The following is a 14,205-nucleotide window of genomic DNA, read 5'->3' on the forward strand; positions in this document are numbered from 1 at the left end:
GCTTACATATTTTTCACCCATTCTTTAATATACCCTGTAAGATCTCTTTTTTCTGTTGTAGCCTCTTCAAAAGTTTCATTTTTCATGTTATCAACCAACGTATGAATTGCTTTTAATACATTTTCATCGTTAATTTCGGCTATTTTATCGTAGAGATCTTCTTTTAAAACATCAACGTCTATATTCATTCTTATAACTTTTTTGGTGGTTTCTTACAAAGCTACTAAACAATATATATAAAATAAAGTTAAATTATACTGCCACAACTCCTTTTATGTGCGGATGTGGATCATAACCAATCAATTCAAAGTCTTCAAAAGTAAAATCTTCAATATTTTTTATTGCTTGATTAATTTTCATTTTAGGAAGAGGTCTTGGTTCACGTGATAATTGCAACTCTAATTGCTCCATATGATTATTATATATATGAGCATCACCAAATGTGTGAATAAATTCTCCGGCTTCATAACCACAAACTTGTGCAACCATCATTGTAAATAAAGCATAAGACGCAATATTAAAAGGAACTCCTAAAAATATATCTGCACTACGTTGGTACAATTGGCATGAAAGTTTCCCATCTGCTACATAAAATTGAAAAAAGGCATGACATGGTGGAAGAGCTGCTTTACCATTCGCTACATTTTCTGCAAATGACTTTGATGTGTCAGGTAAAACAGAAGGGTTCCATGCAGACACTAACATTCTACGGCTATTAGGATTACTTTTTAAGGTTTCAATTACTTCTTTTAATTGATCTATTTCATCACTATTCCAGTTACGCCACTGATGTCCGTACACTGGACCTAAATCTCCATTGTCATCAGCCCACTCATTCCATATGCGTACACCTTTTTCTTGTAAATACTTAATATTTGTATCACCTTTTATAAACCATAATAATTCATAAATAATCGATTTTAAGTGTAACTTCTTAGTTGTTACCATAGGAAACCCTTCACTTAAATCAAATCGCATTTGATACCCAAAAACACTCTTTGTTCCTGTTCCTGTTCTATCTCCTTTCTCGTTTCCGTTTTCTAAAACGTGTTTTACTAAATCGTGATACTGCTTCATCCTTCTACGTTTAATCGCTAAAATTGTTGAATTGTTTAACAACGTAAAAATAAAAAAGCATCTACAAAAAATGTAAATGCTTTTAAAATTATATTAATAAGTTATCAACTATAACTATGCCCAAACGCAAGTTCCATTACTTTGGCAGTAACCGTAGTCACAAAACTCTTGACCATTTGCAAATCTGGTACAACATAAACGAGGTCCCTTGCAGTAGGTATAGCCTCCTCCGTTAATTTCGTTTTGCTGATTTCTTGATAACACTTTAATTCCTTTTAAACTTTTTAGTTTGTTCATGATAGATTTAATTTTGGGGGTTAATATTGGTATAAATATATCAAAAAAAGTGAACAAACAAAACTATCACTCTAAAAAACAACAAATTACAAAAAACTACAAGTATTTTACCCTATAATCATTCCTGCTATGGTTGCCGACATTAACGATGCTATTGTACCTCCAATTAAAGCTTTCATTCCAAACTCAGATAAGTTTTTACGTTGACCTGGAGCTAAAGAACCAATTCCTCCTATTTGAATTCCAATAGAAGCAAAATTTGCAAAACCACACAACATATAAGTAGCCATAATTACTGATTTATTATACGTTAAATGTGTAGCGCTTGCTGCATTTTTTAAATCAGCCAACTGGATATACCCTACAAACTCACTTGCAGCTAATTTAATACCCAATAACTGTCCCATTAATGCCATATCTTCTTTAGCAACTCCAATTAACCACATTAAAGGCGCAAAAGCATATCCTAAAATAAACTCTAATGATAATGCTTCATAAGGTGTTGCTCCTTTAATCAATTCGTTCAAAGAAGTAAATTTCCAACTAAAATATTCAATTCCATCAAAACCTCCTATACCACCTAAAATCCCATTTATCATTGCTATAAATGCAATAAACACTAATAACATTGCTGCTACATTCATTGCTAGCTGTAAACCTTCAGTTGTTCCGTTAGCAATGGCATCTAAAATATTTGAACCTATTTTTTCTGATGAAACCTGTACATCTGTGTTTACTTCTTCTGTTTGTGGATATAATATTTTAGAAATAATAATAGCTCCCGGTGCTGCCATTACAGATGCTGCTAATAAGTGTTTTGCATATAATAAGCGTAATGCTTCGTCATCTCCTCCTAAAAATCCTATATAAGCTGCTAACACTGCTCCTGCCACTGTTGCCATTCCCCCTATCATTACTAACAGAATTTCAGAACGATTCATTTTTTCTAAATATGCCTTAATCAACAAAGGAGCTTCTGTTTGACCTAAGAAAATATTTCCTGCTACTGATAAACTTTCAGCTCCTGAAATTTTTAAGAACTTAGATAGTAACCAAGCTAACCCTTTTACTACTTTTTGAATTAGCCCTAAATAAAATAACACTGATGTTAGTGCTGAGAAAAATATAATTGTAGGTAATACCTGGAAGGCAAAGATGAATCCAAAAGAATCCATATCAGCTACTAAACCGCTAAATAAAAATTCACTTCCTGCTCTTGTAAAGTCTAACACACTTACAAATAAGCCTCCTACTAACTCAAATGTTTTTTGTACAAAAGGAACTTTTAAAACTCCAATTGCTATTAATAACTGAAATGCTAATCCTAATCCTACTGTTTTCCAATCAATACCTCTTCGGTTTGCACTAAATAAAAAAGCAATAATTAGCAATGTTATCATTCCTAAAGCTCCTCTCCATAAACTTTTCATTGAAAAACCTTGGCTTGGAATTATTTCACTTGTGCCTTCTACTTCTTTTTCAGTTTCTTGAGCTAAAACTACTTTTGGCTCTGCTGTAAAATTATAAAGTATATTTTTTTCTGAAAGTGTTAAAACTTCATCTGTCAATTCAACCACGTTGTAATAACGAACTGTATCGTTAGGTTGCTTGTAGTTAAAAATTAATAAGTTGTTTTGATGAATATAATTTCCTGAAGCTTGTAAACTATCTTTTGCTACTAAAGAGTATGTAAAGTTTCCTTCTGATAATGTAAAAATATCTGTAGGATCTATAGAAACAATTGAATCTCCTTCCGTTGTTGTAATTGATGAGAAATTCCACTTTTTTTCAATGCTTTGGCTAAAAGTTATCATCGTAACGCAAAGCATTATGAAAGTAAATAGTTTCTTCATTTTTAATATTTTAAATTAAGAACGTTTGCTGATTTCATCACGAATCTTAGCTGCCAATTCGTAGTTTTCATTGGCTACAGCATCGTTAAGTTGTTCGTGTAATTCTTTAAGTGATAAGTGTGAGTAACTGCCTTCTCCCTCTTCCTCTTCTATTGAAAATTCAATTTCATCTTCGTCCGAATCTAGGTCTTCTTCAATTGTTAACTCTTCATCCATTTTTAGATAAATACCTGCTTTATCTAAAATATTTTCATAAGTAAAAATTGGTGCCTCAAATCGAACTGCCAATGCTATTGCATCTGATGTTCTTGTATCAATAACCTCTTCTACTCCTTCTCGTTCACAGATTAAACTTGAATAAAATACACCATCAACTAATTTGTGTATAATTACTTGCTTAACAGTAATAGAAAATCGATCAGAAAACGTTTTAAATAAATCGTGAGTAAGTGGTCTTGGCGGACGGATTTCTTTTTCTAAGGCTATAGCTATTGATTGTGCCTCAAACGCTCCTATGATTATAGGAAGTGTTCTGGTTCCTTCCATTTCACTTAGCACTAAAGCATATGCCCCACTTTGTGTTTGGCTATATGAAATCCCTTTTATAGTTAGTTTAATTAAACTCATGTACAATCAATCATCATAAAATACAAAAAAACTGTCTAAATTTAGGCCTTTTGCTTAAAATTTTAGACAGCCTTCTAAAGTGGGCACAATTTACTAAAAATTATGAGTTGTACTCTAATTTCTAGAAAAAGAAAAAATTACCACTATTTTATGCTTGTTTAAAAGCTTTTAATTTTTCTACTAACTGAGGCACAACTTCAAAAGCATCACCTACAATACCATAATCAGCAGCCTTAAAGAAAGGTGCCTCTGGGTCTGTGTTAATAACTACTTTTACTTTTGAAGCATTAATTCCTGCTAAATGCTGAATTGCTCCAGAAATACCTATTGCTATGTATAAGTTTGAAGCCACAGGTTTACCTGTTTGACCAACGTGTTCGCTGTGAGGACGCCATCCTAAATCAGATACAGGCTTAGAACAAGCAGTTGCAGCTCCTAAAACATTCGCTAATTCCTCAACCATTCCCCAGTTTTCAGGTCCTTTTAAACCTCTACCAGCAGAAACGACAATATCAGCATCAGCAATAGTAACTTTACCCGTTGCTCTATTAATATTTTCAGATTTTACTCCTAATTCAGGTAATGTAGCATCAAAACTCTCAGCAGAACCACTTACTGCATTTTCATGTGCTCCGTAAGAATTTTTAGCAACTCCTATTACTTTCTTCTCAGTTGAGATTTCAGTATTGTTGAATCCTTTATTTGAGAATGCTTTTCTCTTAACAACAAAAGGACTTGTGCTACTCGGTAATGCTACCGCATTTGAAGCATATCCTGCTTCTAAACCTACAGCAACTAATGGAGCTAGAGTTAATCCGTCAACACTAGAGTCAATAATTACTGTGTTTGCTCCTTTCGCTTCTGCAACTTGTTTAATAATTGAAGCATAACCTTTAGCATTAAATGAGGATAAATCATTCTTTACTTCTACTACTTTCTCTGCTCCGTAAGTATATAATTCAGAAGCGTCTCCTCCATTAATAGTTAATACTACTAAATCGCTTCCTAATTGTTCTGCTACTTTTTTTCCGTATGAAACAACTTCAAAAGCTGTTTTTTTGAATTTTCCTTCCGATGAATCGGCAAAAACTAATACAGACATATTTATTTGTTTTTTTTAGTCGTTAGCACTTAGTTTTTAAACACTAACAAATTTTTTTATTCTTTCTTTTAAACTCTATTAAAACAGTTTAACTGATTAAATTACTTTCGCTTCGTTATGTAATAAATCAATTAAATCATCAACATTATCAACTAACTTAACTGCTCCTTTTGGCGCTGGTTTCTCAAAGTTTTGAGTTGCTGTTGCTGCTGGTGCTCCAGTTGGCTCAACCACGTTTAATGGTTTTTTACGTGCCATCATAATACCTCTCATATTAGGAATACGTAAATCTTTTTCTTCTACAATTCCTTTTTGACCTGCTATCACCATTGGTAAAGTAGATGATACTTTTTCTTCACCTCCATCAATCTCTCTATCTAAAGTAACATTTGTTCCGTCTACCTCTACACCTACACATCCATTAACAAAGTTAAAATCTAACAAAGAAGCTAACATTCCAGGAACCATTTGTCCGTTATAGTCAGCAGATTCTTTTCCTGCTAAAACTAAATCATATCCTCCATTTTTAACAACTTCAGCTAATTCTTTAGCAACCATGAATCCATCTGTTGGTTCAGCATTTACACGAATTGCATCATCTGCACCAATTGCTAAAGCTTTACGTAAAGTAGGCTCAGTAGAAGCTCCTCCAACATTCACTACTGTTACACTTGCTCCTTGTTTTTCTTTAAACCACATCGCACGAGTTAAACTAAACTCATCGTATGGGTTTATAACATATTGAACCCCGTTAGTATCAAACTTTGTATCGTTATCAGTAAAGTTGATTTTTGAAGTAGTATCAGGTACATGACTGATACAAACTAATATTTTCATATATCGTTGTTTTAAAGAAACTTAATTTTGTGCGACGAAGTTAAGGATTTTTTTTAATTTACTATGCGTGCATAATAAATTTTTTCCTCAACATTAATCAGCCTCAAAATTAAGGTATTATTATCACATAATCATTTGTTGGTTTTAAAGCTACAATATTACCCCTATTTTTATTATTTTTGCACTCTTGATAAACAACTACTTATAAAACGTATGAAAACAGTACAATTTAGAGAAGCCGTTTGCGAAGCAATGAGCGAGGAAATGCGTAGAGATGAAAGCATTTACTTGATTGGAGAAGAAGTTGCCGAGTATAATGGTGCATATAAAGCCAGTAAGGGGATGTTAGACGAGTTTGGTGCCAAACGCGTTATTGATGCTCCTATTGCTGAATTAGGCTTTGGTGGTATTGCTGTAGGATCAGCAATGAACGGTAACCGCCCTATTGTTGAGTATATGACTTTCAATTTCTCTTTAGTAGGAATTGACCAAATCATTAACAATGCTGCGAAAATCCGTCAAATGAGTGGTGGACAGTTTAACTGCCCTATTGTTTTCCGTGGACCTACAGCTTCTGCAGGTCAATTAGCAGCAACACACTCACAAGCTTTTGAAAGCTGGTACGCTAACTGTCCTGGATTAAAAGTAATTGTTCCTTCTAATCCATACGACGCAAAAGGTTTATTAAAAGCAGCTATTCGTGATGATGATCCTGTAATTTTTATGGAGTCTGAGCAAATGTATGGTGACAAAATGGAAATTCCTGAAGGAGAATATATCATTCCTATCGGAGTTGCTGATATCAAAAGAGAAGGTTCTGATGTAACTGTAGTATCTTTTGGTAAAATCATTAAAGAAGCATACAAAGCTGCTGACGAATTAGCTAAGGAAGGAATTTCAGTTGAAATTATAGATTTACGTACGGTTCGTCCAATGGATCATAAAACCATTTTAGAATCTGTAAAGAAAACTAACAGATTAGTAATATTAGAAGAAGCATGGCCTTTCGGTAGTGTTTCATCAGAAATTACTTTTAGAGTACAAGACGAAGCATTTGATTACTTAGATGCTCCTATAAAAAGAATTACCACTGCTGATACTCCTGCACCGTATTCTCCAGTATTACTGGAAGAGTGGCTACCAAATGCAAGTGATGTTGTATCAGCCGTAAAAGAGGTAATGTACCGCAAATAATTGAAGAAAAAAGAAATTGAAAAATAAATTAAAATCCTTTTGACTCACGTCAAAAGGATTTTGTAGTAAAAAAAATGATGAAATATCTTCTTACCTTACTATTACTACTAACTACCAATATTTTAACTGCACAATTAACAATACAAGGTAAAGTAGTTGACGAGTTTGACACTCCAATGCCTTTCGTTAATGTCATCCTAAAAAACACCACACACGGAACCACTACTGATGATAATGGTAAATTTTATTTAAAAACAAATAAGTACAGAGGTATACTCGAAATATCTTTTGTAGGATTCCAAACCCAAACCATTAAAGTTAGTCAAAAGACTAAATTTTTAAGCGTTGTCTTAAAAGAGGAAAGTAATGAGTTAGAGGAAGTCGTTATTGTGACTAAACCTAAGAAAAGGTTAAAGAAAAAAGAAAACCCTGCTTATAGAATTCTAAAAGAAATTTGGAAACGCAAACGAAAAAACGGACTCGATTTAGTTGACCATTATCAATACAAAAAAAACACATCCATTGAAATAGGTTTAAATAATTTAGACACGTTGTTTTTGAAAAAAATATTTAAAAAAGAATACCAACAAGCTCTTCAAGAAATAAAATATGATAGTGACGGAATAAACTATTACATTCCTATTTATTTAAACGAAAAAGTTGCTAATGTATACGGAGATAACAAAAACAATAATATTAGAGAAGATATAGAAGCAGAAAAATCTGAAGGCCTGAGTGCTCAAGGTTTTATTTTTGACCGAATGGCTAACACTTTTCAAAATGTTGATGTATTTAAAAACAACATCAATTTACTTCAAAAACCATTTATTAGCCCTTTATCTACTGATGGTTTTTCTACATATGATTATGTTCTTTATGATAGTATTGTAAACAACAATAAAAAACTTTACAATATTTATTTCTTTCCTAGGAGAGACGGTGATTTAGCTTTTCAAGGAAATTTTTGGGTAGCTGACAAAAACTTCTCTATCAAAAAATTAAAAATGAAAGTCCACAAAAGTATCAACCTAAACTTTGTAAGAGGACTTGCTTTTGAAAAAGAATTTGAAGTTAGAAACGACAGCATTTACATCCCTACTAAAAATGCTTATGAAGGTGACTTTACTTTTATTGACAAAAATGAAAGCAACAAAGGATTAACAATTAAAAAGAACATTACTTTTAAAAATTATGTTCTTAATAAAGCCTTTCCAAAAAACTTTTACGAACAAACTATTGAAAAGATTAGACCTGACCAATACGAAAAAGAAGAATCCTACTGGGAAACTGTTCAAACCAACGAAAGTAAAAACACATACAAGTTAATTGAAAGCGTTAAAGAGAAGAAACAAATAAAGAACCTAACAGGATTAATTAATACTGTAGCTAGTGGATATATAAACACAAATATCGGGGTACAAATAGGACCTTTATGGACTGCTTTCGCTAACAATCAGGTAGAAGGTTTTAGAACCAAAATGGGGTTCAGAACCTTTGTTACTAAAGATGATCGTTTTCGCCTAGGAGGTCACGTTGCTTACGGTTTTAAAGACAAAAAGGCAAAGTATGGTGCAGAAGCTCGCTATCTTCTATCTTACAAACCAAGAATTGCCGTTGGGGTTGCATATCAAAAAGATATTGAACAATTAGGTAGTACCTTATTAAACACAACACAACTTTTAGGAAGAAGTTTTGGTACTGCTGCTTTATTTTCAAGAGGAGATAATTTCTTTTTATCTGATATTGAAAAAATAGCTACAAACTTTGATTACCAAATTCAACAAAACTTACATATAGGATTTAACTTTTCTCATTCAAAAATAGCTTCAGCTTCTGAGAAAGATTTCTCTATGAACTATATTGATGAAAACGGAAATATTCAATCGCAAGTTACTGATGTAGCTTCCGATATTTATGTTTCTTTCACCCCTGGAAGATTTGTATATGGCTTAGGTGTAGAAAGACGCTTTGGCCGAAATGTATTTCCGACTTTCGTATTAAACTACCGAAAAGGTTATAAAGGACCTTTTAATGGAACTCACAGTTACGATAAAATCCAATTCAAATATAGCCAACCTATTTTACTAAGTAAATTTGGAACTTTAGATGCTAGCATTGAAGCAGGAAAAACATTTGGTACTGTTCCTGTCGCTTTATTAAGTCCTGTTCCTGCCAACCAAACATTTTCTTTGGTTAAAGACACTTTTGCCTTACTAAATTACTACGATTTTGTTACTGATGAATATTTAGCTGGACACTTTGAACACCACTTTAATGGTTATATTCTGAATAGGATTCCACTATTAAAAAAGTTAAAACTAAGGAGTTTAGTTTCTTTCAGAGCTGCTTATGGTAATATCTCTCAAGAAAACAGAGCTATAAACGACGGTTTAGTAAATAGTAGTGGAGCTTATAACGTTAACTATAATGCACCTAATAAACTGTATTATGAATACAGTGTCGGATTAGAAAATATTGGATATGGTAACCTACGTTTTTTAAGAATTGATGCTATTTGGAGAAGCAATTATACACCTCCAGTAGGCTCAGTTGTTGCCCCAACACCTAAGTTCGCAATCCGTATAGGTATTAAACCCGGCTTATAATCATACATTTAACCATAAAATTACCTTTATTTTTTCTTTAAAAAAACTAATAAATCACTACTTTTGCAAACCGATTTTAGAAAACGAAGAAAAGTTTAGAATATATGACCGCAAAAGAAAGAAAAACAGTTGATGTTTTAATTGAAATACCAAAAGGAAGTAGAAACAAGTACGAATACGATTTTGATTTAGGAAAAATTCGTTTTGATAGAATGTTATTCTCATCAATGATGTACCCTGGAGACTATGGATTTATTCCTCAAACTTTAGCATTAGATGGAGATCCTTTAGATGTTTTAGTTTTAGGAGCTGAACCTACTTTTCCAATGTGTGTTATGGAAGTAAAACCAATTGGTGTTTTCCATATGGCAGATGAAAAGGGTCCAGATGAAAAAATAGTTTGTGTACCGGTATCTGACCCTATTTGGAATAGATATAACGACATTACAGACTTAAACCCACACCGTCAAAAAGAAATCACACACTTCTTCCAAGTATATAAAGATTTAGAGAAGAAAAAAGTTGATATCGGAGATTGGGGTAATGCTGATGAAGCTTACGAAATTTTAGATAAATGTTTAGAGCGTTATGAAAATAGCGAACATAAAACAAATGGAAATTTTATCATTTAATATGTAAAATTCAACTTTTATAAAACAAAAACCTCTCAGTTAGAACTGAGAGGTTTTTTGTTTAGTTATTGATTTTGTTATATTTACGAACACTTATAACTAATCAAATAACAATAACATGAAACAAAACATGATATATGTGCCAATAGCATTGGCAATTTTAGGACTCGTTTTTATGTACATAAAAATGGTCTGGGTTAAAAAACAAGACGCAGGGAATGATAAAATGAAATCCATTTCAAAAAGTATTAAAGAAGGAGCTCTTGCTTTTTTAGCTGCCGAATATCGACTGTTATTAATCTTTGTAATTATTGCTTCATTAGCTTTATTCGGAATCTCTCAATTAGTAGAAACGACAAGTATTATGATTGTTCCTGCATTCATTATAGGAGCAATCTTTTCTGCCTTAGCAGGTAATATAGGAATGCGAATAGCTACCGATGCTAACGCGAGAACAGCAGAAGCTGCAAAAACAAGTTTACCACAAGCTTTAAAAGTATCTTTTGGTGGCGGAACCGTAATGGGACTTGGTGTTGCAGGTTTAGCTGTTTTAGGCCTAAGTTTATTTTTTCTAATATTCGTCGGTCAATTTATTACTGAAGGAGGTAACTTTTACAATGAAATGACTGTTGTACTAGAGGCTTTAGCTGGATTTTCTTTAGGAGCTGAGTCTATCGCTTTATTTGCTCGTGTTGGTGGTGGTATTTATACCAAAGCTGCCGATGTTGGCGCTGATTTAGTAGGAAAGGTAGAAGCTGGAATCCCAGAAGATGACCCTCGTAATCCAGCTACTATAGCAGATAATGTAGGTGATAATGTAGGTGATGTGGCTGGTATGGGAGCTGATTTATTTGGTTCGTACGTAGCAACAGTATTAGCAGCCATGGTACTTGGAAACTATGTTATTAGAGATATGTCCATAGATTCTGCATTTTCTGATGCCTTTAACGGAATGGGACCAATATTACTACCTTTAGTAATTGCAGGAGTTGGTATTATAGCTTCCATCATTGGAACTTTTTTAGTAGGAATAAAAGACAACACAGCCAAAGAAGCTCAGGTACAAAAAGCATTAGACACAGGAAACTGGGCTGCTATTATTTTAACATTAGCAGCAAGTTTCTTCTTAATTAAATGGATGCTTCCTGAAACAATGCAAATGAAGTTCTTCGGAGAAGGTTTTAAAGAAGTAGCATCTATCAATGTGTTTTGGGCAGCCTGTATTGGTTTAGCTGTAGGAGCTCTAATTTCAATGGTAACTTCATACTATACTAGCTTAGGTAAAAAGCCTGTGTTAGCTATTGTGCAAAATAGTGCTACAGGTGCAGGAACTAATATTATTGCTGGTTTAGCTGTAGGTATGAAATCTACTTTTTTATCTGTTTTATTATTTGCTGCTGCTATTTATGGTTCATATTATTTTGCAGGTTTTTACGGTGTTGCTTTAGCAGCTTCAGCAATGATGGCAACAACGGCTATGCAGTTAGCTATAGATGCATTCGGCCCTATTGCTGATAATGCGGGTGGAGTTGCTGAAATGAGTGAATTAGAAGATCACGTTCGTGAACGTACTGATATATTAGACTCTGTTGGAAACACAACTGCTGCGGTTGGTAAAGGTTTTGCCATTGCTTCTGCTGCCTTAACAGCTTTAGCTTTATTTGCTGCTTACGTAACTTTTACAGGAATTGACGGTATAAATATTTTTAAAGCAGATGTATTAGCTATGCTATTTGTTGGAGGAATGATTCCTGTAATATTTTCAGCATTAGCAATGCAATCGGTAGGAAAAGCAGCTATGGAAATGGTGCATGAAGTTCGTCGTCAGTTTAGAGAGATTCCAGGAATTATGGAAGGAACCGGTACTCCTGAATATGCAAAGTGTGTAGATATTTCAACCAAAGCAGCCTTGAAAGAAATGATTTTACCAGGGTTAATTACCATTATTACCCCAGTAATTATAGGGTTAGTTTTTGGGGCTGAACCTCTAGGTGGCTATATGGCTGGTGTTTGTGTATCGGGTGTTATGTGGGCTATTTTCCAAAATAATGCTGGTGGCGCTTGGGATAATGCAAAAAAATCGTTTGAAGCTGGTGTTGAAATTAACGGAGAAATGACCTATAAAGGTTCTGATGCACATAAAGCAGCAGTTACAGGTGATACAGTTGGAGATCCTTTTAAAGACACCTCAGGGCCATCAATGAATATTTTAATTAAACTTACTTGTTTAGTTGGTTTAGTTATTGCCCCAATATTAGGCGGACATACTTCTTCTGACACACATGAAAAAACAGAAGACATTAAAGTATTGATTGACAAAAATGGTCAAAAACATGAAATAAAACTTTCTAATGATGCTGAATTTACTACAGAGAACAGGTTAGAAAACATCGTTAAAGTAAATATTGAAAAGAATGATGATGGTACTGCTAAGGCTACTATTACTGCTACAATTATTAAAAACGGTGAAGAAACAACTGAAGAAAAAACTTTTGAAGGTACTTTAGAAGAAGTTGAAAAGAAAATTAAAGAGTACGAAAACTCAAAAAAAGAATAAACCTTAAAATTATATAAAACCTAAACCCGATAGTAGTATTTCTATCGGGTTTCTTATTTTTGTGGCGATGTCAAGAACCGTCCGTATTTTTTCTATAGACACCCCTGAGCTCTTCAAGCAAAAACTGTTTGTTTGGGCTAAACAATTTGAAACAGCTATTTGGCTAGATTCTAACAATTACGAGCAACAATATAGCTCTTTTGATTGCGCTTTAGCTGTAGAAGAATTTACTTCTATTAAAACAGATTATCATAACGCTTTTGATAAACTTAAAGAATACCAATCTTTCACAAAAGATTACATATTTGGCTACATTAGTTACGATGTTAAAAATGATGTAGAAAAACTGACTTCTAAGAATTTTGACGGACTTCATTTTCCTGATTTATATTTTTTTCAACCTCAAAAATTAATTTTCATCAAAGGAAATACCGTTGAGTTTCATTACTTACAAATGATTGATGATGAATTAGAAGAAGATTTTGAAGATATAATTGAAACTAACCCTTCTATTGATAATTATCAACAAGAGGAAACTGATGAAGTAAAAATAAAACTACGTATCCATAAAGATGAATACCATCAAAAAGTAGAAAAAGTATTAGAACATATACATAGAGGAGATATTTATGAAGCTAACTTCTGTCAAGAATTCTATGCAGAAAACACAGTTATAAATCCATATAAAGTATACACACAGTTAAACAAAATATCGGAACCTCCATTTGCTACTTTTTTTAGAAACGATAATCACTACTTACTATCTGCAACTCCCGAACGATATATTAGAAAAGAAGATTCTAAAATTATTTCACAACCTATTAAAGGGACAGCAAAACGTTTGATTGACCCTATTGAAGATGAAAAAATAGCTTTTGATTTAGCTCGTGACGAAAAAGAACGATCAGAAAATATTATGATTGTAGATTTAGTTCGTAATGACTTATCAAGAACGGCTAAAAAGGGAAGTGTTTTAGTAGAAGAGTTGTGTAAAGTATACTCCTTTAAGCAAGTACATCAAATGATTTCTACTGTAGTTTCAGAAATTGAGAACACCACACATCCAGTCGATGTAATGAAAGACACATTTCCAATGGGAAGTATGACTGGAGCTCCAAAAATTTCTGCCATGAAAATCATTGAAGAATTAGAAGAAACCAAACGTGGTTTATACTCTGGAACCGTTGGCTATTTTACTCCAAATGGTGACTTCGATTTTAACGTAGTTATCCGAAGTATTTTATACAATGCAGAAAACAAATACGTTTCATACTCGGTTGGTGGTGCTATTACAGCTAAATCTACTCCAGAAAAAGAGTATGAAGAATGTTTACTCAAAGCCAAGGCCATGAAATATGTTTTAACTCACACTAACAAAAGTTAACTATATTTATAGCAAATACTCATAATAAGTATTTCCAAT

The 14,205-nt window shown here is 33.1% G+C and carries 12 protein-coding genes; 5 read left to right on the plus strand and 7 right to left on the minus strand.

Features of this window, described 5'->3' with window-relative positions; genetic code table 11:
- Positions 1-2: 2 nt before the first annotated feature.
- From ACKTTR_RS13830 to ACKTTR_RS13860, 7 genes are all read right to left on the minus strand, one after another.
- Positions 3-188, minus strand: coding sequence for a hypothetical protein (locus ACKTTR_RS13830; protein ID WP_047790311.1), 186 nt, complete (start codon positions 186-188; stop codon positions 3-5).
- Positions 189-252: 64 nt separating this feature from the next.
- On the minus strand, positions 253-1,077 hold the full coding sequence (locus tag ACKTTR_RS13835; RefSeq protein WP_408028398.1) for a thymidylate synthase: 825 nt from the start codon (positions 1,075-1,077) through the stop codon (positions 253-255).
- Positions 1,078-1,191: 114 nt separating this feature from the next.
- Positions 1,192-1,374 (minus strand): hypothetical protein, encoded by a 183-nt coding sequence (locus ACKTTR_RS13840; protein WP_408028399.1) that lies wholly within the window; start codon positions 1,372-1,374, stop codon positions 1,192-1,194.
- A gap of 107 nt (positions 1,375-1,481) precedes the next feature.
- Positions 1,482-3,227 (minus strand): NupC/NupG family nucleoside CNT transporter, encoded by a 1,746-nt coding sequence (locus tag ACKTTR_RS13845; protein ID WP_408028400.1) that lies wholly within the window; start codon positions 3,225-3,227, stop codon positions 1,482-1,484.
- A gap of 15 nt (positions 3,228-3,242) precedes the next feature.
- Positions 3,243-3,854: a bifunctional nuclease domain-containing protein gene (locus tag ACKTTR_RS13850; protein ID WP_408028401.1), complete on the minus strand. Its 612-nt coding sequence runs from the start codon at positions 3,852-3,854 to the stop codon at positions 3,243-3,245.
- Between the two features lie 148 nt (positions 3,855-4,002).
- Entirely contained in the window at positions 4,003-4,956 is a 954-nt protein-coding gene (locus ACKTTR_RS13855; RefSeq protein WP_408028402.1) for an electron transfer flavoprotein subunit alpha/FixB family protein, read from the minus strand.
- 96 nt (positions 4,957-5,052) lie between these two features.
- Positions 5,053-5,793 (minus strand): electron transfer flavoprotein subunit beta/FixA family protein, encoded by a 741-nt coding sequence (locus ACKTTR_RS13860; RefSeq protein WP_408028403.1) that lies wholly within the window; start codon positions 5,791-5,793, stop codon positions 5,053-5,055.
- Between the two features lie 213 nt (positions 5,794-6,006).
- Here ACKTTR_RS13860 and ACKTTR_RS13865 point away from each other — a divergent pair, with 213 nt between their 5' ends.
- The 5 genes from ACKTTR_RS13865 to pabB all read left to right on the plus strand — a co-directional run bounded on the left by ACKTTR_RS13865 (position 6,007) and on the right by pabB (position 14,166).
- On the plus strand, positions 6,007-6,987 hold the full coding sequence (locus ACKTTR_RS13865) for a pyruvate dehydrogenase complex E1 component subunit beta (RefSeq protein ID WP_408028404.1): 981 nt from the start codon (positions 6,007-6,009) through the stop codon (positions 6,985-6,987).
- A gap of 74 nt (positions 6,988-7,061) precedes the next feature.
- The gene (locus tag ACKTTR_RS13870) at positions 7,062-9,593 is read left to right on the plus strand and encodes a DUF5686 family protein (protein WP_408028405.1); all 2,532 of its coding nucleotides are present in this window, start codon (positions 7,062-7,064) and stop codon (positions 9,591-9,593) included.
- Positions 9,594-9,697: 104 nt separating this feature from the next.
- A complete protein-coding gene (locus ACKTTR_RS13875; protein WP_408028406.1) occupies positions 9,698-10,225 on the plus strand; it encodes an inorganic diphosphatase in 528 nt (175 codons plus the stop codon).
- Between the two features lie 118 nt (positions 10,226-10,343).
- A complete protein-coding gene (locus ACKTTR_RS13880; protein ID WP_408028407.1) occupies positions 10,344-12,782 on the plus strand; it encodes a sodium-translocating pyrophosphatase in 2,439 nt (812 codons plus the stop codon).
- 67 nt (positions 12,783-12,849) lie between these two features.
- Positions 12,850-14,166, plus strand: a complete 1,317-nt coding sequence (gene pabB, locus ACKTTR_RS13885; RefSeq protein ID WP_408028408.1) for an aminodeoxychorismate synthase component I — start codon at positions 12,850-12,852, stop codon at positions 14,164-14,166.
- The last annotated feature ends 39 nt before the right edge of the window (positions 14,167-14,205 follow it).

The sequence above is a fragment of the Tenacibaculum litoreum genome (assembly GCF_964513915.1).
GTDB classification, from domain to species: Bacteria; Bacteroidota; Bacteroidia; order Flavobacteriales; family Flavobacteriaceae; genus Polaribacter; species Polaribacter litoreum.